This window comes from Agrobacterium sp. 20P9.1.2 (assembly GCF_057799395.1).
Map to the genome: position 1 here is coordinate 1 of NZ_JBYOKI010000001.1, position 24,283 is coordinate 24,283.

A 24,283-nucleotide genomic window follows, 5' to 3' on the forward strand; every position below is an offset into this window, starting at 1 on the left:
TCATATCCCAAATCACCGAGATAATCAGAATGAGCCGCCCAAAACGGCAGCGACCGCGTCAACGTTCGGACGCGAAACAGAATGAAGCTCATGTGCGGTCACAGGGCGGCGGTCCGAAATGCTTAGACGCCGTCCAACAACTCAACCTACCGAAGCTTCGCCTTCAAGCTAGCATCCGGAAAACAGGTCGGGACCAACCCATTCCGCGACTGCCAGTCCCCAAGCGACCGACGCGTCTTGAAACCAGCCAGACCATCAGCCCTCCCGACGTCATAACCTTTGCTCACAAGGGCCTGCTGCATCGCCAAAACATCGGACCGCAGCATCGAGCCAACACCACCCCATCTAGCTTGGAAAGAACCTGCATTGTATGCGATGCGATCTGCCAGATTGCCGATGAAGAGGGCGTAAAGGTCCGAGTTGTTGTATTCCTTGATGACGTAGAAATTCGGCGTTACCACGAATTCCGGTCCATGCCGCCCGGCTGGCACCAGCATCATACCGTCTGCACTCATGTCATTGGCGGGAAAAGCTTTTCCGGATATGCGAGTGATGCCCATCTTGGCCCAGTCTGCCACGGGGCGAGCCAGGTCGGGGCCTTCCTGCGCGCAGGATACATTGTCTGGTATGGAAACTTCGAAACCCCAGTCGCGATTGCGCTGCCAGCCGCGTTTCGAAAGATAGTTGGCTATGGATGCCAAAGCGTCGGGCACGGAATTCCATATGTCGCGATGACCGTCACCGTCGAAATCGACGGCATATTTCAGATAACTGGACGGCATGAATTGCGGTTGGCCGAGCGCGCCTGCCCAGGAGCCCATCATTTTCGAAGCCGCAATGTCGCCGCTTTCAACAATCTTCAAGGCATCGATCAGCTCGACGCGGAACATGTCCTTGCGGGTGGATGTGTAGGCTTTGGTTGCCAAGACGTCGATGACCGCATTGGGCAGCTTTGCGCGACCGAAGCCAGACTCGCGGCCCCAGATTGCCACGACGATATTGCCTGGCACGCCGTAAGTAGCTTCGATGCGTTTGAGTGTAGCGGCATGCGTCGCGGCAAGCGAGCGGCCTGTGGCCGCTAGCCCCTGCAAGCGCTGCTCGGAGAAATAGGCGCCGGGTGATGAAAACTCAGCTTGGCTCTGCGCCTGTTCTTTTGGCGGCTTCTGGCCGGGCACGATCAGGTCTGGCAGTTTCCAGTTGATGGACAGGCCGGTCAACGTTGCTTCGAGTGTCCTTTGCGAGATGCCAGCCTTGCGCGCTTCAGGCCAGATTTCCCTTTTCAGCCACGTATTGAACTCTGCATCGTATCTTGCTGCAGCAGCACCTGTTGGGATTGACTGTGCAAGCGTTGCTGTGGCCGACAGCAGAGAGACAGTTGCAGCGAGGAGGAGGCCGATCGTCTTGGAGGGCATTCGGTTTCCTTTTGTAAAAGTATGGGCGTCTTTGTGCTGAAGACGTGCGAAGATAATCAGATGACTGTCCGGGCACGCAAGGCGGCGGTCAGCGTTCCCTCGTCAAGATAATCAAGCTCGCCGCCCACAGGCACGCCATGGGCCAGCCGTGTGATCTTGACGCCGAGATCCTGCAAACGGTCGGTGATGTAATGCGCCGTCGCCTGACCTTCGACGGTAGCATTGACGGCGATGATGAGTTCACGAATGCCACCGGCGCTCACACGGTCTATCAAGCCCTTGATGTTTAGGTCTTCCGGCCCGACGCCATCGAGGGGCGACAGAGTGCCGCCCAGAACGTGGTAGGCCGTGTTCATCGCGCCTGCGCGCTCCAGCGCCCAGAGATCGGATACGTCTTCCACGACGATGATGACGGCTTGATCACGCCGTTCGTCGGAACAGACGGTGCAGGGGTCTATCGTATCGACATTGCCGCAGCAGGAGCAAATCTTGACCTTGTCATAGGCTTCGCCCATGGCGTGGCCGAGCGGCCCGAGAAGCTGCTCTTTCTTTTTGATGAGGTGAAGTGCGGCCCGTCGCGCCGAACGGGGCCCAAGCCCCGGCACTTTTGCCAGAAGCTGGATCAGTTTTTCAATTTCAGGGCCGGTGACTCGTTTTGCCATTCGCTGCTTTTAGCCCATATGAATATAAAACGGAATCGATTGAAGGACTTCCAAGGCATGAAACTTCACGCTGTCTGCGTCGGGCAAGCCGAAAAACTGCCCGGCAAGAGCTATAAAACCGGTATCTTCAAAACGCCGGTGACTGGCCGGGTTTTGATCGATGCCGAAGGCATTGTCGGAGATGCGATCTGCAATCGCAAGCACCATGGCGGTGTGGATCAGGCGATCTATCTCGAAGGGCTGGAGACATTGGCCTGGTGGGGTGGTGCGCTCGGAAAGCCTCTGGCGCCCGGCACCTTCGGTGAGAACCTCGTGATCGAAGGCCTCGATAACAGGGACGTCGATGTCGGAGACCGCTTCACCATCGGGGATGTTATATTGGAAGCGACCTCGGCGCGCATACCCTGCGCCACCTTCACAGCCCGCATGAGCGATCCGACATTTGCTAGGCGCTATACCGCAGCCGCGCGACCGGGCATTTATTGCCGTGTGATCACTGGAGGAAGCGTGGGCGCGGGCGACTTGATTTCTTTTCAGCGGTTCGAAGGTGCCAAAGTCACGATCCCCGAGACGATGGCGACCTTTGGTAAAAGGCTGGATGAAACAACAAGGCAGCGATTTCTCGCTGCCCCGATTCATTACAAGCTGCGGCGCGAGTTGGAACGCGCTTAAAAAGGCAGCTTCATACCGGGCGGGATTGGCAAGCCAGCCGTCAGATCGCGGGTTTTTTCCGCGGTCACGGCTTCCGCACGCTGCTTGGCATCGTTATGGGCGGCCACCAGCAAATCCTCGAGGATTTCGACTTCGTCTTCCTTCAGCAGCGAGGGGTCGATCTTGACGCCGAGCAGCGAGCCCTTGCCACTCATCTTGACGGTCACGAGGCCACCGCCGGAGGTGCCTTCGACTTCAAGTGCAGCAATCTCTTCCTGCATCTTCTCCATCTTGGCCTGCATTTCCTTGACCTTGCCCATCATACCCATGATGTCGCGCATCTCGAAACTCCTGTTTTTCTTAGAATTCTATGTCGTCGCCGGGAAGAATGTCGCCTTCGCTTGATTCTGCGACGGATGGCGGTGGCAGATCATCCACATCCTCCTGCGCAGGCGCACGGATACGAACGTCGGTGATCTTGGCACCGGGAAACTGCGCCATAATTGCAGCGACGTCTGCATCCTGCCGCGCATCGACGAAGCGTGCATCGCGCGCATGTTCTTCCGCTTCAACCAGCGTCGGCTGGCCCTGTTCCTTGCTCAGACTGACGAGCCAATGGATGCCCGTCCATTCCTTAAGCCGCACACCGATTTCATTTGGAAGCGTGGCGGGACTACCATCACGAAGCCTGATCTCAAGCCGACCCGGCTCTATTTTGATCAAATGAACAAAGCTGCGCACCTTTGTTCTGATGACCGGATCGCGATTTTTTGTGCAGAGATCAACAAAATCCTCAAGCGAATTGACCGAGACCTTAGGCTCAGGTCGCTCTTCCTGCTTGGGCGCGGCAACCTGCATATCCTGCGGGCGGCTGTCAGGGACGGCGCGAAGCATAGAGGTCGGCTGCGGGGACTGGCGCTGAGGTGCAGAATAACCGGGCTGCGCCGAAGCCACGGCCTGCGTGGATGAATAGGCACGCGCGCCACCGCCATTTCCGCCACCGGATGGTGCGCCATTCGATGCACCGCCTTCGCCATTGGAAAGCTCCAGCAGGCGACGGGCGGCATCTTCGGGCGCGGGCAGATTGGCAGCGTGAGACAGGCGGATCAGCACCATCTCTGCCGCACCGGCGGGACGCGAAGCATTTTCGGTTTCGGGAATGCCTTTGAGCAGCATCTGCCAGATACGAGACAGGGTAGACACGGCGATGCTGTCGGCAAATTCCGCACCACGCACGCGCTCTACTTCCGAAAGAGACGGGTCTTCCGCAGCATCGGGCACATATTTCATACGTGTGACGAGATGGGTGAAATCGGCAAGGTCGTTCAGTACCACCACCGGGTTGGCTCCGGCTTCATATTGTCCGGTAAATTCGGCCAAAGCCGCAGCGACGTCGCCCTTGGCGACATGGTGGAACAGGTCCACGATGCGGGCACGGTCTGCAAGGCCCAGCATGCCACGAACGGCATCAGCTTCGACATGACCACCACCATGGGCAATGGCCTGATCGAGAAGGGACAGACCATCACGGGCAGAGCCTTCCGCCGCACGGGCAATCATCGCCAGCGCTTGAGGCTCGGCTTCGAAGCCTTCTTTGGCAGCAATCGCGGTAAACAGTCCGACGAGATCGGCAGCGCTGATGCGGCGCAGATCGAAGCGCTGGCAGCGCGATAGAACGGTGATCGGAACCTTGCGAATTTCGGTCGTCGCGAAAATGAACTTCACATGCTCCGGCGGCTCTTCCAGTGTCTTCAAAAGACCGTTGAAAGCCTGCGTCGAGAGCATGTGCACTTCGTCGATGATGTAGACTTTGTAGCGCGCAGAAACCGGGCGGTAACGCACCTGCTCGATGATCTCTCTGATGTCATCGATGCCGGTGTGAGAGGCGGCGTCCATCTCGATCACGTCGACATGGCGGCCTTCCATGATGGCCTGGCAATGTTCGCCGGGAATGCGCAGATCGATGGTCGGCTTATCGATTTCGTCGGTCTTGTAGTTCAGCGCGCGCGCCAGAATGCGGGCGGTGGTGGTTTTGCCCACCCCACGAACGCCGGTCAGCATATAGGCCTGCGCAATGCGACCGGTTTCGAACGCGTTGGTCAGCGTGCGAACCATCGGCTCCTGGCCAACCATCAGATCGGAGAAATCTTTCGGGCGGTACTTGCGCGCCAGCACCCGGTAACCTGTACCCTGCTCTTTGGTCTGGGGCATATTGGTTCGGGTTTCGCTCATCGCCTCGCCAGTGATTGGGTGTGCCCGCTTTCAGGCCGAATGAGCCCGGCGAAACCTGAGCACGTCTTCAAAAAGAAAAGGTGGGAGGCTGGCACGGCGACCCGTGCCTGGCTCGTTAGGGCTGCTTCCTTCCGGACCTGACCCGGTTGGCGAGTGGCTCGTCCACCACCAACCTCCCGAAGGCACATATCGGCAATAATAAAAGCAAATGCAAGCCAAGCCTTCAAAAAACTGCTATCAAGATAAAAACAAATTGGGAGGACGCCTTGGACACATTCCGGCTTGACGAGAGACTGGCCCGCGACAGCGTGCTGATTACCAAGCTGGGGCTATGCCAATTGCGCGTTCAAAATGACCGGCGCTGGCCGTGGCTGGTTCTGGTGCCGCAGCGAAGCGGCATGAGCGAGCTGTTCGACCTGACACCGCTCGATCAGGCGGTGTTGACCTTCGAGACCAATCAGGTGGCTTCCGCGCTGAAAGAGCTGACGGGTGCGACGAAAATAAATGTCGGTGCGCTTGGAAACATCGTGCGCCAGCTCCACGTTCATATCATTGCCCGCAGCGAAGGCGACGAGTGCTGGCCCGGGCCGATCTGGGGGCAGGGCACGCCCGTTCCCTATGCGGACAGTGACAGACACGATTTCATGAAAAAACTGGCCGGCGTACTCTGATGATCTCAAAAAGCATTTTCGATACCAACTCTCCCCATCCTGAACCCAGCACCCTTACCGCCTTTGCGCAAAACAATCTCGACCGTCTGGCTGAAAAGCGCACGGACAATTGTGTGGTTGATGCGCTGAAGCTGGAAGGCACGCATCTGATGGCCTTTGCCGGGCCCAAGCTCGTGCTCAAGCATGACGATCAGGTTCTGGACCCGCTGTTTTCAGCCTATGAACTGGCTGAGCTTGATCCGGATTTCGAGAAAGCCATCCTTCTTGGGCACAAGGAAAATGGCGAGCCGCGCATCGCCGTGCCGGTGAATATCGCCGAAGACAACCTTGCTGGCCATTACAAGCCGGTGGATGCCCGCACGCTGTATCGCGATCAGCTGATCGGCGAGGAGCTGCTGGGCGAAGTCGCGCAAGCTGTGGCCTTGATCAACTGGAACGCCGACAACCGCTTTTGCGGGCGCTGTGGTGGTGCCATGGAATTGCGTATCGGTGGTTACAAGCGAATCTGTGCAGCCTGCGGCCATACGATTTTCCCCCGCACAGATCCTGTCGTCATCATGCTGACCATCGATCTGGAGCGGGAATTGTGCCTGCTGGGGCGCGGCCCGCATTTTGCGCCGGGCATGTATTCGTGCCTCGCCGGTTTCGTGGAACCGGGTGAAACCATCGAGAACGCCGTGCGTCGCGAAACGCATGAGGAAGCCGATATCGATGTCGGCCGGGTGCGGTATCATGCGTCGCAGCCATGGCCGATGCCACACACCCTGATGATCGGCTGCTATGCCGAAGCACTGTCATCCGAGATCACCCGCGATGAGGCGGAGCTTGAAGATTGCCGCTGGTTTACGCGCGAAGAGGTGACGGCACTTCTGGGCGCCAGCGCCAACAATGGTCGCCAGCCGCCACCGCGAGGCGCCATCGCGCACCGGTTGATGCGCGATTGGATCGAATGGGGCAAGACCGAGTGAAGATCGGCTCGCAGGCTCAGATATTGTTGAGCTTGCGGCGCATCGCATGGCCTTGGTAAACGCCGAGAATGCGGACCTTCTCCGAGAAGAAGCGCAGTTCTTCCAGCGCATGGCGCACGGATTCGTCGTCCGGATGCCCTTCGATATCAGCATAGAACTGCGTCGCCACGAACTTGCCGCCCAATTGGTAGCTTTCAAGCTTGGTCATGTTGATGCCATTCGTCGCAAAGCCACCCATGGCCTTGTAGAGGGCCGCTGGAATGTTGCGGACATTGAAGACGAAGGTGGTGACGATCACCTCTTCCGGCGAGGTCCGCTTTGCCCAGGCTTCATCCCGTGACAGTACGACGAAGCGGGTCACGTTGTTGTCGGAATCCTCGACGTTTTCGGCAAGGATATCGAGGCCGTAAAGTTCAGAGGCAAGACGTGGCGCGAGCGCTGCCATGCTGCGGTCGCCGAGTTCTGACACCTGCTTTGCAGCGCCTGCGGTATCGCCCGCTACAACAGGCTTCCAGCCATTGGAGCGAATGATCTTGCGGCACTGGCCCAGCGCATGAATGTGGCTGTGGACCGTTTTGATCTCATCCTTCTGCACACCGGGCAGCACCATCAGCTGGAAGCGGATCGGCATGAAATATTCGCCGATAATGTGCAGGCGTGATTCTGGCAGCAGATGGTGGATATCGGCCACACGACCTGCCAGCGTGTTTTCAATCGGGATCATGGCCAGATCGGCATCACCGTTTTCCAGCGCGTTGAACGCATCCTCAAATGTCGGGCAGGGCAGCGGGTCCATCGTCGGAAACACATCCCGGCAGGCCATGTCGGAATTTGCGCCATAGTCGCCCTGAAAGGCAATGCGATTGCTGCTGCTCATGGTCTTGCCATCAATTCTGTTTGTTTGCGAGGATTTCGCGGGCTCTGTCGAGCTGCGCTTGGGTATCGACACCGAGCGGCACCGAGTTGACGATTTCTGCGTCGATGCGCATGCCTGCTTCCACGGCCCGCAATTGCTCAAGACTTTCGCGACGTTCCAGCGGCGACGGTGTCAGCGAGACGAATTTTTCCAGCGCCGCGCGGCGGTAGGTGTAGAGCCCGATGTGGTAATAAAGCGGACCTTGGCCATAAGGGGCGGTGGCGCGGGTGAAATAAAGCGCCCGCAGTCTCGTATCCGAAATCGGGCTGCCGATGATTTTCACGACGCTCGGGTTCGTCTTTTCTTCTTCCTCGGTTATCTCCACGGTCAGCGTGGCGATATCGGTCGAGGCATTTTCCATCGGGCGCAGCGAGGCGCGAATCGTTTCCGGCTCGATGGTCGGCAGATCGCCCTGCACGTTGATGATGAATTCGGCATTGCCGTAAGGGTCGGCCTTTTGCAGCGCTTCATAGATGCGGTCGGAGCCGGACTGGTGGTCCTGACGCGTCATGGTGACGTCGAAACCGGCATTCTTGACGGCGTCGTAAACCTGATCGTCATCGACGGCAACAACGATGCGTTCGGCCCCGGCTTCGCGGGCGCGCATTGCAACCTGAACAATCATCGGCTTGCCTGCAATATCGGCCAGAGGCTTGCCGGGAAGGCGGGTTGAGGCCATTCGCGCAGGAATAAGCACGACAGCCTTTTCGAAATATCGATTATTCATCCAACACCCTTCAAATCCCGCCTGAAAAGTGGCAATACGTCACGGTGCGGGGAGCATATTCAAGTTGCGCAGGCTGTGCAAAAGCCATAGCTTTCGAGCAATTTCAAGATGTCCGTTTGATGCGAACGGTTGTGAGGGAGCGCAAATCAATGAATTCACAGGTTAACATGGCGGTCGGTGCCCTTTTGGGCACGATTTTCGTCCTGATGTCGGTGTCTATCGCGTCGGAAGGAATTTTCCACGCGCCAGCCCCCGAAAAGGAAGGTTACGCCATTGTTGCGGAGACCACCGGTGCGGATAGTGCAGGCGGTGCAGCGGAAGCTCCGGCCACGCCGATTGCCAAGCTTTTGGCAAGTGCGGATGCAGCCAAGGGCGAAACCGTCTTCAAGAAGTGTATGAGCTGTCACACCGGGGAGAGCGGCGGCCCCAATAAAGTCGGCCCTAACCTCTTCGACGTCGTCAACCGCCCTATCGCCAGCCACGAAGGCTTCAGCTATTCCGCAGGCATGAAGGATTTCTCCAAGGGCGGCAGCGTGAAGTGGGATTACGATCACCTCAGCTACTTCATCGAGGCGCCTAAGAAGCATGTTCCAGGCACGGCCATGGGCTTTGCCGGTATCAAGAAGGAAACGGAACGCGCAGACCTGATCGCTTATCTGCGGTCGCTTTCGGCCAATCCGGCACCCTTGCCAGATCCGAATGCACCGGCTGAGCAGATCAACTGATGAAATTGAAAAGCCCGGCCAAAAGCCGGGCTTTATCCTTTGTCTCAATCTCTGAAGGCGGCGGCATCTGTGCCGCTTTTTTATTGCCCGGAAATTGTTGCTTTAGAATTCCGACCACTTGGCCACAGCAGCACCTTGGCGTCCAGATGCTGCCATTCTTTGAACCGGAGGGGCATCATAGGTCGCCTCCGATATGGCTGGTGCTGCCTGCGATGGCGTGTTGCCGACATTGAACTGGGTCAGCAGTTGGCGCAGGCTCTCCGCCTCACGCGCCAGACCATGGCTGGCTGCGGTGGTTTCCTCCACCATGGCCGCATTCTTCTGCGTCGCCTGATCCATCAGGTTCACGGCATCGTTGATTTCTGCGAGACCCGTGGCCTGTTCTTTCGATGCCTCGACGATTGCGCAGACGTTGATGTCGATCAGGCCGACCTGTGAGGCGATCTGTTTCAAGGCATCACCCGTCTGACCGACAAGATCGACACCATTCGCCACATGCTGGCGCGACGTGTTGATCAGCTGCTTGATTTCCTTGGCCGCACTTGCCGAGCGCTGTGCAAGTTCGCGCACTTCCTGCGCCACGACTGCAAAGCCCTTGCCTGCTTCACCGGCACGCGCCGCTTCCACACCGGCATTCAGCGCCAGAAGGTTTGTCTGGAAGGCGATGTCATCGATGACGCCGATGATATTGGTGATCTCGCCCGAAGACTTGGAAATCTGATCCATGGCACCGATGGCGCGGTGAACGATTTCGCCGGAGACTTCCGCACTTTCCTTGGTGGAACCAACAAGCTTTCCGGCTTCATCGGCGCGGCGGCTGGAGTCCTTTACCGTGGTGGTGATCTGTTCAAGCGCTGCCGCACTTTCTTCCAGCGATGCCGCCTGCTGCTCGGTTCTGCGTGCGAGCTGGTCGGCTGCGACGCGGATTTCGGCAGAGCCGGATGCGATGGTGGATGAGTTCTGTGCCACGGTCTGCATGGTGGCGCGCAGCTTTTCAATCACTTCGTTGAAATCGGCACGCAGCTTTTCCATACTGGGAACGAAAGGCGTATCGAGATGCTGGCGCAGCTCCCCTTCCGCCAGTTGCCGCAGCGCATTGCCCAGTGTCGAAATCGCACTCATGCGCGGTGTCACGTCGGTGGCGAATTTGACGACTTTGACGACCTGTCCCTTATCGTTCAAAATCGGGTTATAGGCGGCCTGTATCCAGACCTCCTTGCCGTTCTTGCCAAAGCGCACGAACTCATCGGAAATGAACTCGCCCGCTGCCAGCCGCTTCCAGAATTCGGCGTAACCGTTGGAGGCGGCATAGGATGGCTCGCAGAACAGGCGGTGATGTCTGCCGGTGATTTCGCTCAGGCTGTAGTTCAGCGTCTTGCAGAAATTGTCATTGGCGGTGAGGATTTCACCCGTCGGCGTGAATTCGATCACGGCCTGCGAACGGGAGAGGGCTGCAAGCGCGCCATTGTCCTCGTCAGCTTTCACCTTCTTTGCGGTAATGTCGGTCGCGACCTTCACAACCTTGTAAGGCTTTCCGCTGCGGCAGATAGGATTGTAGGAGGCCTCGATCCAGATAGCGCTGCCGTCTTTACGAATACGCTTGTATTCGCGGGCATCGAACTTGCCGCTGCCGAGGCTTTTCCAAAACTCCGTATAGGCGGGAGAATTGGTGTAGTCACTATCGCAGAAGATGCGATGGTGCTTTCCCACGATTTCCGACAGTGAGTAACCCAACGCCGCGCAGAAATTCGCGTTGGCGTTGAGAATATTACCCGTCAGATCGAATTCGATCATGGCCTGTGAGGCCGAGAGGGCCTCCAGCAGGTGTTTGTTGTCCGCATTCTTTCCCAGCCAAAGCATAGTGTCTCCAGGTAAGCTGAAAATGCCGCGGCAGTGCGTTGCTCATTGTCGCGCGCGTTTAATGAAGGGGTGTTGATCAGGCATGCGCATTTTTCATTCTATAATTGTATTAGGCATCATTAATATTAATACGGAGTTGACGCGGAATATAAAATTTTGCTCAAGTTCTCACTAAGAATAAATCAGGTTTCACCCTGTAGAAGACGGCAGCTTTTCTTAAAGTTGCATCCGGTTTTAAGCTGCAATTCTTGTCGCTGCGCACAACGAAAAACGCCGCCTGGGGTTTCCAGACGGCGTTGTCGATAGAAAAGGTCTGTCAGATGGCAGGCGCTTAAGCGGCCATGTCTTCCAGATCGGCACCCTTGAACATCTTGGCGAGGTTCAGGAAGCAGATCATGCCATGCTCGTTGGCAATGATGCCTTCAGAGAAGGACTTGTCGAAGGATGCGGATACTTCCGGCACCGGCTGCACCTGGCTCGCCGGGATTGTCAGAATGTCCGATACGCGGTCAACCAGCATGCCGATGACCATGTTGTGGACTTCCGCCACGACGATGGCGCTGCGCTCATTGGCAACCGTGCTCTTCATGCCAAGCTTGTAAGCAAGGTCGATGATCGGAATGACCGAGCCGCGAAGGTTCATCACACCGATGACATCCTTGGGCGCGTGTGGGAGAGGTGTGGACGGAGCCCAGCCGCGAATTTCGCGGATCGTGGTCGTTTTGACGCAGAACTCCTGATCGTGAAGACGAAACGCGATGATTTCGAGAGTGTCGCCACCGAAGTTCGTAGAATTAATCGTAACCATCAGAATTCTTCCCAATCCTTGTTCTGGGCTAGTGCGAGCGCACCGACGCTTGCGTATCCGGACTTTGGCATCCTGCCTGGTGTACGAACAACCGGAACATGTTCTTCCGGCTTCATCCGATGATTCGTAGCAGAAGATTGTTTCTTAAATCTAAACTGCGTTAACAAATTTCGCAGGACATCGGCTTCATGCGCAAGACTGTGGCTGGCAGCCGTGGTTTCTTCCACCATGGCAGCGTTTTGCTGCGTGTTGGTGTCCATAGCTTCCACAGCGTGATTGATTTCTTTCAGCCCGCTGGCCTGCTCGCGGGCGGTCTCGACAATGGCAACGACGTTGGTGTTGATGTCCGCTACCTGCGAAACGATCGTGTCAAGCGCCTTGCCGGTTTCACCCACCAGTTCGACACCCTCCTTAACCTGCTGTGCGGACGTGTTGATCAGCGTTTTGATTTCCTTGGCGGCCTGAGCAGAACGCTGCGCAAGCTCCCGCACCTCCTGTGCCACGACGGCAAAGCCCTTGCCTGCCTCACCCGCACGCGCGGCCTCGACACCGGCATTCAGGGCCAGAAGATTGGTCTGGAATGCGATGTCATCGATCACACTGATGATGTTGCCGATCTCGTTGGAGGATTGCGAGATGCGGCCCATGGCCTCAATCGCCTTGCCGACGACGGCACCCGAATGTTCAGCCCCGGCTTTCGTCTTGGCCACAAGCTCGCCTGACTGTTCGGCTCGTACGGTGTTCTGGGCGACGGTTCTGGTGATTTCATTCAGGGCTGCGGAGGTTTCCTCCACTGCTGCGGCCTGCTGCTCCGTGCGCTTGGCCAGATTATCTGAGGCGTCGCTGACTTCGCGCGAGCCGGTTGCGATACCGCCAGCGCTTTCCGCGACATTGCGCATGGCGCCCTGCAATTTTTCCAGCGAGCTGTTCAGGTCCTGCCGGACCTTTTCCAGCGTCGGTATGAAAGGTTTCTCAATGGTCACGGTAAGGTCGCCATTGGCGAGCGCCGTCAGGCTGTGGGCCAACTCGTCCACGGCACGCACGCGTTCGGTCACGTCGGTCGCGAATTTCACGACTTTGAAGACCCTGCCATCCTGATCCATGATGGGATTGTAGGAGGCCTGAATCCAGACTTCCTTGCCACCCTTGCCGATACGCTTGAATTCAGCCGAAATGAATTCGCCCGCTGCAAGCTTGCGCCAGAACTCAGCATAATCAGGGCTGTTGCGGAACTGATCGTCGCAGAACATGCGGTGATGCTGGCCGCGAATTTCATTCAGGCCGTATCCCAGACAGGTCAGGAAGTTTTCATTGGCAGTGATGATTTCGCCCGAGGTGGTGAATTCGATCACCGCCTGCGCCCGTGAAAGTGCTGCGAGCTTTCCAGAATCTTCGGCAGATTTGGCCTTGTCTTCGGTAATCACCGTCGCAAGCTTGACGATGCTCTTGACCTTACCGCCAAGAATGATCGGATTATAGGACGCCTGTATCCAGACTTCGCGTCCACCATTGGCAATGCGCTTATATTGGCGGGCGTCGGATTTGCCTTCACCAAGATTTTTCCAGAAGGTGCGGTAGTCTGCGCTCTGTGCATAGGCAGGCTCGCAAAACATGCTGTGATGTTTGCCAACGATCTGCTCGGCGCTGTAACCCATGGCGCGGCAGAAGTTTTCGTTGGCTGACAGAATTTTTCCGCTCGTATCGAATTCGATCATCGCCTGGGAGCGTCCCAATGCGGTGAGAACAGCTTTTGCATGCGTTCCAAGAAGAGAGAGCATGTGGATGAAACTCCGTGGCGCTGGGCTTCTTTAGGGAGCCCATACGGCTTTGCTGTTGCGCGCGGACGTGAACAATCGTCGGACTGTTCAAGGCAACAACAATTCATCTACAATATCATGTTTAAAAATATCTGAACCGGCAGTCCGTTTAAATTTGATTAAAGCGTTTTGCGAGAAGTTGAATTATTCTTTTGTAATAACAACCTTCAATACTCTTTTTCGTAGAAAATGCCCGCTGCACCTTCTCCATCGCCACCCGCCTCGCCGCGCAGCTTCACACCCCTGCCGACATCCAGATTGATGATGGCCTTGGCACCGGAGCTGCCGCTCTGTTCAAGCTCCAGATAGGTCCGATCGTTCAGATATTTACCGGCTGACACACGGGCCTGCCCCTCGGAATCCGTCGAAATATCCAGATCATCGATGCCGAGATTACTGCGAAGACTGTCGAACAGCGATGTCGAGCGCCCGCCCGCCAACTGGCCCGCGGCATCCGCCAGCCGGGCGATCTGCAGGGCGGAAAGCTTGGACATGGACTGGCCGAAAATCAGCTGCGCCATGACCTCGTCCTGCGGCAGGGCCGGTGAGGAGGTGAAGGCAAAGGCCGGGTCGTTGGCATTTCCGGTGACCGACACGGTGACGGTCGTAGAGCCTGCCGTCGATTCCGCCGCCATGTTGAGCACAGGCACCAGTCCGCCGCCGAAGGTAATGTCGCCGGTGGTGAAATCGAGACGACGGGTCAGAATTTCCAGTCGCCCACGTTTCATTTCGAAGCCGCCGGAAACCTGCGGGTCGGCAGCGGTGCCGCGCACGGTCAGGCTGCCGGTCAATTCAGCGTCGATACCGCGACCACGCACGAAGATACCACTCGGCGCATTGATTTGGAGGTCAAGCGCAATGGTGGACGAGCTACCGCTGCCGCCCTTGTCGGCATTCAGCTTGCGGTCCTGAGCCCGCACCGCAGGCGGCGCATTCTTGTGCTTCACATCGATCTGCGACAGCGAAGCGGGCAGGCGCTCTGGAATGGTAATCGCGCTTTTTTCCAGCGTAATCGTACCGCCCAGAACCGGCGAATTCAAAACCGGTCCCTTCAATGTCAGCGTGCCGCTGGCATTGGTGGTAAACAGCGTGCCGTCATTGTAGGCGGCGCGGTTGAGCGTGATGGTGAGGTCGGCGGGAAAACCTGCCGCTGGTGCAATGCCGATGGAACCGGTGCCCGAAATCGTTCCGCCACCAGCCAGCCGACCTGTCAGCCGCGAGATCGTCGCCCGGTCACGCTCGAAACCGATCGTCGCACCCAGATTGTTGATGGTCAGGTTCCGGCGCACATCCGTTACGCGCGTGCCGTCGGTGGTGATGCCGCCGGTAATGATGGGCGCGCTGGCCGTGCCGTCGATTTTGACATCGATTGCTGCCGTGCCCTGAACATCGAAGCCCTGTGCGGCTGTCTGCGTCGCCACGGCCCCAAAGGGTAGCGATCCCTTGAACGCCATCGACAGTGGACGATCGCCACTGATGCCCAACGTGCCGCCGCCGGAAAGGGTGAGGCCGCCTTGACCGGTGACATTGGTATCCAGACGCAGCGTACCACCGGCAAAACGTCCATTGGCCTTGATGCCAAGAGCCCCAAGACCGGCGGCGCGGGTCTGGCTCACCGCCGCATCGGACCATGTCAGGTCGTAATCGACGGAGGGATCGGAAGCAGCACCCTTGGCCGCCACCGTGCCGGAAATCGTCCCGGCAGCATCGAGGCCCGGTGAAAAGGCGTTGGCCAGATTGGCGGGCAGGGCACGGATATTGGCATTGAGATCGAGCGTCGAACCGGCAGTGCCATTTACCTCCACACGGCCGTTACCGGTCTGGATGACGAGCCCGGCAATGCGGACGGTACCATTATTGACGGCGATGGTCGTTGGCTGAGCAAGCTTGACCGGAATGCCACGCGGCGTGGCAGAGAGCGTATCCAGCTTGACAGTCATTGGGCCAGAGCCGGTGTCGGCGCTGCCCTTGAAGGTCAGCGGCGCATTGTCATAGCGGGCATTGAGGTCGAAAGTCGTGGATGTACCAGAATGATTGATGTCGAGGTCGAGCCCGGAAATGGCGACTGCACCGGCATTGATGGTTTCAGCCGTGACTTTGCCATTGGCAGCCAGCGCCAGAAGATCATCGATCTTCAGATCGGCGGCGAGCTTGGAAATTCTCGTCGTTCCCTGTGCAATGGTGCCGCCTGTGGCGCGGATGGTGGCAGCTATTTTCCCATCCGCATTGGAAAGAACCACGTCACCCTTCACATCGCCATTGGCTTGCTGTGCGGCGAGCGCTGCAAGCAAAGAGAGATCGGGGAAATCGAAGGACAGGTTTCCAGTCGGCAGGAATTGCGGTGTGAATTGCAGATTGCCGGTCAGGACATTGCGGCCCACTTTCACATTCAGTTCCGGAACAGTCGTTCCGTTCTCGCCCTGAATGAGTTGGCCCGAGGCGTCGATGACCTGACCATCCAGCGTGCCGCTCGCCTGCAAAAGCGCCTGCGGTGCGTTGAGATCGGCCTTGCCGGTTGCCGAGAGTTTCAACGCTTCGAGCGCGCGGCCTGCAAGCGTCGCCTTGGCTGAATTGAGGCTGATCTGAAAATCGGCAGCCGTCAGCGGACCATTGGCTTCCAGCGAAAAGCCCAACTGGCCTTCCGCCTGCGGCGTCAGTTTTTCCAATGCGGGCAGACGACCGCCAAGCTTTGCGACCACATTGCCATTATCCAGCGAAACATCGCCATTGGCTTCGATTGTGCCGGATTTGACCACGAGATTTTCAACGCGCGTTGCTCCGCCAATCGTGCTGTTCACATAGGCATCGATGGCAATCGTCGTATCGAATTTTTCAGCCAGCGCCGGCGGCAGAACGGCTGGCAGCACGAAGAGGCGAAGATTGGTGGCAACCGTGTTTGCCGAGAGATCATAGGTACCGCTGCCGGTGCCACCGATGCTGGCGCTTTCCAGTGTCGCACCTTCGATTGCAATGGTTTGCGGTGAAATGCGCAAAGGCGCGTTCAGCGTCAGCGGCGCCCTGATAGCCCTTTCAAGGTCTGGCGATGTCAAAGCCGATTGGGCAATGCTGACGGAGGTTTTGACCGTACCGGTTTGGCTTGCAAGATTGAGGTCTTCGCTGACCGCGGAAAGCTTGACGTCGTCAAGTTTTCCCTGCGGTGCGGTCAAAGACCGCAGCGAGGCACTCATATTCAGCCGTGCGGCACTGGCATTGCCCCTGAGGGACAGATCAACGCCATTGACCAGCGCGCTGATATCGCCGCCTTCCAAAGGTAAACGAATATCGACCGGGCCATTCGTGCCGATCAGATTGGCCGATAGATCGTTCTGGCCCTGTTGATCGAGCGTACCCGATGCGGTCAGCAGCAGCTTGCCGGTTTCCAGATTGCCGCTTTCAACCGTGATGCGGCCTTCGGGCGCAATGCTGGCAGCAAGATCGAGCTTCGTCTGGCCTTCGAAAATCTGACGTACGAGCGGAGGCAGGAGCATATCGGGCTGGCCGCCGCCGTGAAGTTCGATCCGGCGCGTTCCATCCGCTGCCAGTTGATGGCGACCGGTGAGGTCCAGAACCTGATTACCCGCCACGGCACCGTTCAGCTTGCCGGTCCAGTCGGATAGTGCACCTTCGCCGTTGACGGTCAGGGCAACGGCAGGAGCATTCGGCAAGCGTAACAGCGTTGCCAGCAACCCACCCTGCGGCTCGCTAAGGGATGCGTCGAGTTTCAGGACGTTCTCGTTCGGCACGAAAGCGATGTCCGCCTTCACCTGTGCCTGCGGCTCATCCTTGCGGTTGGCTGAAAGCGACAGTGCAATCGTGCTGTTCGTTGCGGTGCCGCTGCCTTCTGCAGCAAGTTCAAAAGCGCGTCCCGCCAGCTTCTCACCCAACCGGATATCCGGCAGCATGAGATCGTCGATGATGACATTAACAGGCAGCGAAAAGCCGCCGGAGCTTGGCTGCGCAGGTTCCGTCGATGGCAGCGGCGCTCTATCGACATCTACGCTTGCAGCCGCGATGCGCTCGGCATGGAAGGTCCCCTTCAGAAGCGCGGAAGGCTTCCAGTCCACTTCGATACCGCCCAGGCGCGCATAGGGGCCTTCGCGGTCGGACAGGGTGACATTGGCAAGGCGCAGATCGCCCGTCAGAAGGCCGGTCGGTGCAGAGAGTTCAATCGTCTGGTCGGGTGTGGAGATAAGCGACGAGATTTGCCGGGCTGCAAATTGCGATCCGGTCGTCGTAAAGCCGATGAACAGCACAGCCACAATCACCAGCGCCACGGCACCAAGGGCAACGTAGATGATCCATGTCAAAAATCGAATCAATGCGGTCATCAAAGGCAATCTACACTTTGCTGTTTGGGTCTGGACGCTGTTTTATCAGAACGCCTGTCCGATGCCGGCATAAATGCCAAAGCTGCTTCCGCCCTCATATTTCTGGAGCGGCATGGCCACATCAAGACGCAAGGGCCCGAAAGGCGTCGCATAACGAAGACCGATACCGGCCCCGGCGCGAATATCGGAAAAATCCGGGGTGATCTTGGACGATACGATGCCTGCATCGACGAAGGGAACGAGGCCGATGGTTTCCGTGACCTTGAACCGCGCTTCGAGCGAGGTGACGACATAGGAGCGGCCACCGGTCGCCTCGTTGGCGTCGTTGTAAGGCGAGATTTCCTGGTAGCTGTAGCCGCGAACGGAGCCGCCGCCACCGGCGTAGAAACGCCGCGTTGCGGGAACGTCTTCCAGCGCGCTTGCCCCGATCAGCACGCCGCCTGCGATCTTGCCAGCCAGCACGACCTGATCATCGGCACCGAGACCCTTATAAGCGGTGGTCGAACCTTCGAAACTCGAGAAGAACGTACCGTTCAGCGCTTCATAGCTCGGCTTTGCGGAGACAGAGGCGCGGAAACCCTCTGTCGGGTTCAGCTTGTCGTCACGCATGTCGCGCACGAATTCCAGCGGGATCGAAGTGGTCAGATACTGGTTGTTGCCGAAGGCATCGTCCGTATCGGTAAACTCGACCTCAAGCCCGGCAGAGGCCGTATCGTAATCGTTGAACTCATAGGAAAAACCGCCATAGCCAGTGACAGAGCGCGCATCATAGGTGTCGGGATGCTCGGTCTTGGCCTTCAGGCTCGCCGTAAAGGTGGTGGCAGGATTGAAGACGCCCGGCTTTGTGAAGATGATACCGGCGGAATAATCCATGTCCTGAACATTCGAGGCTTCGCCAAGCCGTGAGACAGCGCCTTCGATACGTAGGGATTCTGCTTTTCCAAACAGATTACGGTGACCCCAATAGCCCTGAAGACCGATGCCCTCAGTCGTCGAATATTGCGCACCGACACCGAGATAACGATGCTTGCCCTCCGACACCTCGATGGTGAGCGGAATGCTGCCATTCGGCGCAAGCGTGCTCGCCTCCTTGATGGTGATGCTGGAGAAGACGCCGAGTTTGCGTAGCCGGTCTGAGGCCTTGCGCAGCTTTTCGGGCGAATAGGGCTCGCCGCCATTCAGGCGGGAATAGCGCCGGATGAAATCCTGATCGACGGTGCGCTGGCCTTTGACGGCAACCGCACCCAGCGGCGCAACAGGTCCGCCCTTGGCCGATAGAGTCAGATCCACCGTGTTGTTGGCGTGATTGGCAACCGCTTCGCGCTTGGTCAGTTCCGCAAGCGGTCGCCCCTCGGCCTTCAAATCATCGATCAGCTTGTTGCCAGCGCGGATGATCGCAAGAGAACCGGCATCGCCGCCCGCAACCAGCCCGTATTTTTCGAGGTCGCGTCCGGCCACATCGCCTTCCAGCTTGACGTTTCCAAGCGTGAAGACCGGGCCGGGCATCACGTCGATGATAACGGGAACCGGGTTCGAATGATCAAAGGACGGGTTGGGCGGAATGGAATCGATGTCCTGCCCGGCAACGGTAATCTTGACGGTGCCGCCATAACGGGCGTTTTCATAGAGTGCTGCAATCAGCCGCTCCCGGTCGTCGCGCGCCCGGATGAGTAGGCCGAGATCGCCCGAGGCTGGCTTGTCCGGTTCCGAGGCCAGCAGCGAACTGTTTTCGAGGCTCTGCTTGAGCTTCTTGTCGGCTTCAGGGGCGTTGAGGGTAATCTTGAACTTGACGGGATCGAGAACCTGATCCTCTTCCTTTTCCGACCCGAAAATATTGATACCGAAGATTTTGAGCGCAAAGGCTTGTGTCGCAAATCCCGGATATAGCGATATGGATGCCGCGACCGCCATAGCGGTGCTGGCCTTCCAGAACGCAATACTCTTCTTTGGGTCAGTCCGTCTTGCTGGCATATGCTACTTTATGGTTGAGCATTTATTATCGGCCCCACCGGTTTCCCGTCCGTTAATATGCCAGTTTAATCATAAAAGGGCAGATTGGTACCCGGAAAAGCGTTTTTTAACATCGCAAACGCAAAAGCCCCGGCAAACCGGGGCTTTCTCGTGTACCAAGGTAAAGCTGTTAGCGGCAACGTGCCGTGTAACGCTGACCGTACTGGTCGCGATAGTAGCAATAGCCTGGCTCGGAAGCGTTGCCGATGAGGGCGCCCGTTACGCCACCCAGCGCTGCGCCAACGGCTGCGCCGCGTACGTTGCCGGTGATGGCTGCGCCTGCAATGCCACCTACGACTGCGCCAGTGCCTGCACCCTTTTCAGTCTGTGTGCAGCCTGCCAGCGTCAAACCGATTACGGCGAAAATAATAGCCTTTTTCATGAACTCTCTCCAACGTTACATACGAGCTCTATGGCTCTTGGTAGGCGTCCCATAGGTTATCTGCGGCGACTGCTACCTCCGACCGCAACAGATATCTAACAAGTCGAATGTGTTTATGGAAGCCTCCCCTTGTCAGGCTATGCTCCCGGCCCAAATCGATTGTGCCCTACTGAACGAGGTGAGAAAGGAAAAGTTCCATTTCCTTTCTCTGTTTGATGTGAATCAATTTTGCGCTTTGGCGAATCTCTTATAAGTGTTCCTTGGAATGGTTCAAAACTGGAGACGAATTGACGCAGTTTCAGACAAACCGCGCCAATGGGGTTGACGGCTCAAGGAGGTGGGCCGACAACGACGACAAGAATTCTGGAGCATGGAATGGACTTCGAGGCATACTTCAAGACCGAGCTGGATAGCTTGCATTCGGAAGGTCGTTATCGCGTATTCGCCGATCTTGAGCGACAGCAGGGGAATTTCCCGCGCGCGACCCGTTACACGGAAAATGGCGAGAAGCGGGATGTTACCGTCTGGTGCTCCAACGACTATCTCGGCATGGGACAGAACCCCAAGGTGATCGAGGCCATGAAGGCGGCCATTGACCACTGTGGCGCGGGTGCGGGAGGCACCCGGAATATTTCTGGCACCAACCATCACCATGTCGCGCTGGAGCGCGAGCTTGCCGATCTTCACGGCAAGGAATCGGCGCTGATCTTCACGTCCGGTTATATTTCCAACTGGGCAACGCTCGGCACACTCGGCCAGAAAATTCCCGGCCTGATCATTTTCTCCGATGCGCTGAACCATGCCTCGATGATCGAGGGCATCCGTTACGGTCGCTGCGAGAAGGTCATCTGGAAGCACAATGATCTCGAAGACCTGGAAGCCAAGCTGAAGGCCGCCGATCCGGCAGCGCCAAAGCTGATCGCCTTCGAATCGGTCTATTCGATGGATGGCGATATCGCGCCCATCAAGGAGATTTGCGATCTTGCCGATCGATACGGCGCGATGACCTATCTCGATGAAGTGCACGCCGTTGGCATGTACGGACCACGCGGTGGCGGCATTGCCGAGCGCGAAGGTCTGATGGATCGCCTGACGATCATCGAAGGCACATTGGGCAAAGCCTTCGGCGTCATGGGCGGTTATATCGCTGCTTCCGAAGCCCTGTGCGACTTCATTCGCTCTTTCGCATCCGGCTTCATATTCACGACAGCATTGCCACCGTCGCTGGCGGCAGGTGCCGTTGCCTCCATCCAGCATTTGAAGGCAAGCCCGTTCGAGCGTGTTCGCCATCAGGAGCGCGTGCGCACATTGCGTGCCCTGCTGGACAAGAGCGGCATTCCGCATATCCACAATCCAAGCCACATCGTGCCTGTAATGGTTGGCGATGCGGCCAAGTGTAAATGGATTTCCGACATCCTGCTGGACGACCACGGCGTCTATGTGCAGCCGATCAACTATCCGACCGTCCCCCGCAAGACGGAACGCCTGCGCATCACACCGACCCCGTTGCACAGCGATGCGGATATGGAGCAGTTGGTCAGCGCGCTTCACCAGCTTTGGGCGCGGTGCGCGCTGGCAAGGGCTGTCGCCTGAGCCGCTAAGGAAGAAACATATATCACGCAGTCAAAGCCCGGTTTTCACCGGGCTTTTTGCTGTTACGGATAGTGATTGAAGCGGATCAATTGCCCATCAAGATGTCGAACAAGGTCGTTTGTTTCGGCGCAGCTTGACGCTGCTGCGGCTGGCCACCGCCGATATCGGCAGGCGGAACGGGCCCACCGCCATATTGTTGTTGCGGAAATTGCTGGGCCGGAACATCGGCAGGCGGGTAAGCGGGATTGGATGCCGTCTGATCACGCCCGACGGGTGCTGCCGGATAATTCGGCGGTACCGGCGCTTCTTTTCCGCCCAGGGCATTGGAGATGAGATCGCTGAGCGACTGGGGCAGGGCGGTGGGTGCGTCGGCCGTGGGTTGGCCAATTTCAGGCGTGCCATAGGTGCCGAGACCGAAGAGCGGAGACGGTGTCAGGCCGGAATGGGCCGCAGTCATGAATTCTTTCCACGCCTTGGCAGGCAGGCCGCCGCCGGTGACCTTCTTCATCGACGTGCCATCGTCATTGCCGAACCAAACGCCCGTCGTCAGCGTGCTGGTGTAGCCGACGAACAGAGCATCGCGGAAAGACTGGGTGGTGCCGGATTTGCCCGCTGCCTGCCAGCCCTTCAGCCGTGCGGCCTTGCCCGTGCCCTCATTGATGACGCCGGTCAGCATGCTGTTCATGGTCGCGGCAATCGATTCACTCAGCACGCGGGGCGGATTGTCGTATTTGTTCTCATACAGCACCTTGCCTTCGGCGTCGGTAATGCGCTTGACGATATGAGGCGTCGCCTTGAAGCCGCCATTCATCATCGGCGCATAGGCCGAGGTCAGTTCCAGAAGCGAGACTTCCGAGGTACCAAGCGCAATCGAGGCATTGGCCTGCAAATCCGATTCGATGCCCATGCGATGTGCCACCTGCGTGACCCTGTCGGGTCCAACCTCCATCACCAGCTGTGCGGCAATCGTGTTCAGCGAATTGGCAAGCGCCGTCGCAAGCGTGACTTCGCCGCGATATTTCTGGTCATAATTCTCAGGCGTCCACTTGCCGATCTTGACCGGCGCATCATTGCGGATGGAATTCGGCGTCAGCCCGTTTTCCAGCGCGGCGATATAAACGAAGGGCTTGAAGGCTGAGCCGGGCTGGCGTTTTGCTCTGGACGCGCGGTTGAACTGGCTTTCAGCATAATCCGCCCCGCCGACAACGGCGCGAATGGCACCCGTCCCATCGATGGAAGCCAAGGCTGCCTGCGAAGCGCCGAGCTTTTTACCTTCGCTTTTCAGCACATCGGAAAGCGCCTTTTCGGCTTCTTTTTCCAGATCGAGGTCAATGGTTGTGTCGACCACCAGATCCTGCTTCACATCGCCGATCAGGCCGCGAACCTCGTCCAGCACCATATCGGCGGCGTAATGTTCGGCACCCGACCAGAAGCGTTTCGCCTTTGTCGGCGGCTGCGACATGGCCGTCTTGATTTCATCCTCGGTGATGAAACCGACATCGCGCATGGACTGAAGAACGACCTGCGCGCGCTCTTCGGCAGCCTGCGGATCGCGCGCTGGCGACAGACGTGAAGGAGCTTTCAGTAGACCAGCCAAAAGGGCCGCTTCGCCCAGATTGACGTCCCGAGCAGACTTGTTGAAATAGCGCTGCGATGCCGCTTCCACGCCGTAAGCGTTCGAACCGAAATAGACGCGGTTCAGATACATCGCCAGAATCTGGTCCTTGGTGTATTTCTGCTCCAGCCAGAACGACAGCAGCACTTCCTGGATCTTTCGCTCCAGCGTCCTGTCGGGAGACAGGAACAGATTTTTCGCCAGCTGCTGCGTCAGCGTCGAGCCACCCTGAACGGTGCGGCCACTGACGATATTGGTGACGATGGCGCGGGCGAGGCCCAGCGGATCGATACCGAAATGCGAATAGAAGCGCCGGTCCTCGATGGCCATGACGGCCTGCGGAAGGTAGGGCGACATATCTTCGAGCGACAGCGCCTCGCCACCTGTGGTGCCGCGATTGGCAAGCACCGAACCTTCGACGGCCACGATTTTCAGATTGGGCGGACGCTCGGGGATCGACCATGTGCTGGCGCTCGGCATGCGCGCGGCATAATAGAAGACGATACCAGCAACGCCGATGCCGCCCCAGATGCCCAGCACGATGCACCAGTAAATGCAGGAGCGGATAAAGCCGATGATGCCGCCACCGCTTTCCCTGCGCGACGAACGTTTCGTCGTTGCCTGCTTGCGGCTGCGCTCACGTTTTTGCGGTTTGGGATCGTCGAAACTGGCAGATTTTTTACTGCTACCCTTGGTGCCGGTAATCCGGTCGGTCTCGTCAAGACGCAGGTCATCGCCGGATTCGTGAAAATCCCCGAAAGAAGGTTCTACGCGCTGGCGTGATTTGCCATTACCTGCCATCTTCGGGAAATCGCTCCATGATGTTTTGGCGGCGCTATTCGCTGCTCCTGGTCGTCGTTTCTTCCCGATGAAGCTTAAATGCGGCGATTTAAGGTGGGGTTAAAG

Annotated in this window: 18 protein-coding genes and 1 other RNA gene; 5 read left to right on the forward strand and 14 right to left on the reverse strand. The window is 57.8% G+C overall.

Annotation, left to right across the window (positions count from 1 at the left end; all coding sequences use genetic code 11):
• Positions 1 to 146: 146 nt before the first annotated feature.
• On the reverse strand, positions 147 to 1,412 hold the full coding sequence (locus AC27VJ_RS00005; RefSeq protein ID WP_488682335.1) for a lytic murein transglycosylase: 1,266 nt from the start codon (positions 1,410 to 1,412) through the stop codon (positions 147 to 149).
• A gap of 56 nt (positions 1,413 to 1,468) precedes the next feature.
• The gene (gene recR / locus AC27VJ_RS00010) at positions 1,469 to 2,074 is read right to left on the reverse strand and encodes a recombination mediator RecR (protein ID WP_353578152.1); all 606 of its coding nucleotides are present in this window, start codon (positions 2,072 to 2,074) and stop codon (positions 1,469 to 1,471) included.
• Between the two features lie 57 nt (positions 2,075 to 2,131).
• Here recR and AC27VJ_RS00015 point away from each other — a divergent pair, with 57 nt between their 5' ends.
• Positions 2,132 to 2,746 carry an MOSC domain-containing protein gene (locus tag AC27VJ_RS00015; protein ID WP_488682336.1) on the forward strand — a complete coding sequence of 205 codons (615 nt, stop codon included), beginning with the start codon at positions 2,132 to 2,134 and terminating at the stop codon, positions 2,744 to 2,746.
• Here the strand turns inward: AC27VJ_RS00015 and AC27VJ_RS00020 are convergent.
• The 3 genes from AC27VJ_RS00020 to ffs form a co-directional block, all read right to left on the reverse strand.
• Complete coding sequence (locus AC27VJ_RS00020) at positions 2,743 to 3,066, reverse strand: YbaB/EbfC family nucleoid-associated protein (protein ID WP_353578154.1); 324 nt, start codon at positions 3,064 to 3,066, stop codon at positions 2,743 to 2,745. The two genes, AC27VJ_RS00015 and AC27VJ_RS00020, sit on opposite strands and share 4 nt — an antisense overlap.
• Positions 3,067 to 3,085: 19 nt before the next feature.
• The gene (locus tag AC27VJ_RS00025; protein ID WP_488682337.1) at positions 3,086 to 4,957 is read right to left on the reverse strand and encodes a DNA polymerase III subunit gamma/tau; all 1,872 of its coding nucleotides are present in this window, start codon (positions 4,955 to 4,957) and stop codon (positions 3,086 to 3,088) included.
• 80 nt (positions 4,958 to 5,037) lie between these two features.
• Positions 5,038 to 5,134: signal recognition particle sRNA small type (gene ffs / locus AC27VJ_RS00030), an RNA gene on the reverse strand.
• Between the two features lie 65 nt (positions 5,135 to 5,199).
• Here ffs and AC27VJ_RS00035 point away from each other — a divergent pair.
• Both AC27VJ_RS00035 and nudC read left to right on the forward strand, forming a co-directional pair.
• Positions 5,200 to 5,628, forward strand: coding sequence for an HIT domain-containing protein (locus AC27VJ_RS00035; RefSeq protein WP_488683142.1), 429 nt, complete (start codon positions 5,200 to 5,202; stop codon positions 5,626 to 5,628).
• A 2-nt stretch (positions 5,629 to 5,630) separates the two neighbouring features.
• Positions 5,631 to 6,596 carry an NAD(+) diphosphatase gene (nudC, locus tag AC27VJ_RS00040; protein WP_488683143.1) on the forward strand — a complete coding sequence of 322 codons (966 nt, stop codon included), beginning with the start codon at positions 5,631 to 5,633 and terminating at the stop codon, positions 6,594 to 6,596.
• 16 nt (positions 6,597 to 6,612) lie between these two features.
• On the opposite strand, the gene AC27VJ_RS00045 is transcribed toward nudC, so the two are convergent.
• A complete protein-coding gene (locus AC27VJ_RS00045) occupies positions 6,613 to 7,473 on the reverse strand; it encodes a prephenate dehydratase (protein WP_113087312.1) in 861 nt (286 codons plus the stop codon).
• Between the two features lie 10 nt (positions 7,474 to 7,483).
• Positions 7,484 to 8,239, reverse strand: coding sequence for a 3-deoxy-manno-octulosonate cytidylyltransferase (locus AC27VJ_RS00050; RefSeq protein ID WP_488682338.1), 756 nt, complete (start codon positions 8,237 to 8,239; stop codon positions 7,484 to 7,486).
• A gap of 149 nt (positions 8,240 to 8,388) precedes the next feature.
• On the opposite strand from AC27VJ_RS00050, the gene AC27VJ_RS00055 reads away from it, so the two are divergent.
• Positions 8,389 to 8,964 (forward strand): c-type cytochrome, encoded by a 576-nt coding sequence (locus tag AC27VJ_RS00055; protein ID WP_113087310.1) that lies wholly within the window; start codon positions 8,389 to 8,391, stop codon positions 8,962 to 8,964.
• A gap of 102 nt (positions 8,965 to 9,066) precedes the next feature.
• On the opposite strand, the gene AC27VJ_RS00060 is transcribed toward AC27VJ_RS00055, so the two are convergent.
• The 6 genes from AC27VJ_RS00060 to AC27VJ_RS00085 all read right to left on the reverse strand — a co-directional run bounded on the left by AC27VJ_RS00060 (position 9,067) and on the right by AC27VJ_RS00085 (position 20,169).
• The gene (locus AC27VJ_RS00060) at positions 9,067 to 10,824 is read right to left on the reverse strand and encodes a methyl-accepting chemotaxis protein (RefSeq protein ID WP_488682339.1); all 1,758 of its coding nucleotides are present in this window, start codon (positions 10,822 to 10,824) and stop codon (positions 9,067 to 9,069) included.
• 331 nt (positions 10,825 to 11,155) lie between these two features.
• Positions 11,156 to 11,632 carry a chemotaxis protein CheW gene (locus tag AC27VJ_RS00065; RefSeq protein WP_113087308.1) on the reverse strand — a complete coding sequence of 159 codons (477 nt, stop codon included), beginning with the start codon at positions 11,630 to 11,632 and terminating at the stop codon, positions 11,156 to 11,158.
• Entirely contained in the window at positions 11,632 to 13,410 is a 1,779-nt protein-coding gene (locus AC27VJ_RS00070; protein WP_488682340.1) for a methyl-accepting chemotaxis protein, read from the reverse strand. Before AC27VJ_RS00070 ends, AC27VJ_RS00065 begins: the two co-directional genes overlap by 1 nt.
• Positions 13,411 to 13,616: 206 nt before the next feature.
• Positions 13,617 to 17,777: a translocation/assembly module TamB domain-containing protein gene (locus AC27VJ_RS00075; RefSeq protein WP_488682341.1), complete on the reverse strand. Its 4,161-nt coding sequence runs from the start codon at positions 17,775 to 17,777 to the stop codon at positions 13,617 to 13,619.
• Positions 17,778 to 17,822: 45 nt separating this feature from the next.
• Entirely contained in the window at positions 17,823 to 19,748 is a 1,926-nt protein-coding gene (locus tag AC27VJ_RS00080; protein WP_488682342.1) for an autotransporter assembly complex protein TamA, read from the reverse strand.
• Positions 19,749 to 19,917: 169 nt separating this feature from the next.
• Complete coding sequence (locus AC27VJ_RS00085) at positions 19,918 to 20,169, reverse strand: YMGG-like glycine zipper-containing protein (RefSeq protein ID WP_077102927.1); 252 nt, start codon at positions 20,167 to 20,169, stop codon at positions 19,918 to 19,920.
• Positions 20,170 to 20,544: 375 nt separating this feature from the next.
• Between AC27VJ_RS00085 and hemA the strand changes: the two genes are divergently transcribed.
• Positions 20,545 to 21,762 (forward strand): 5-aminolevulinate synthase, encoded by a 1,218-nt coding sequence (gene hemA, locus AC27VJ_RS00090; protein WP_488682343.1) that lies wholly within the window; start codon positions 20,545 to 20,547, stop codon positions 21,760 to 21,762.
• A gap of 85 nt (positions 21,763 to 21,847) precedes the next feature.
• Here hemA and AC27VJ_RS00095 read toward each other — a convergent pair whose 3' ends face one another.
• Positions 21,848 to 24,178: a transglycosylase domain-containing protein gene (locus AC27VJ_RS00095; protein WP_488682344.1), complete on the reverse strand. Its 2,331-nt coding sequence runs from the start codon at positions 24,176 to 24,178 to the stop codon at positions 21,848 to 21,850.
• Positions 24,179 to 24,283: the final 105 nt, after the last annotated feature.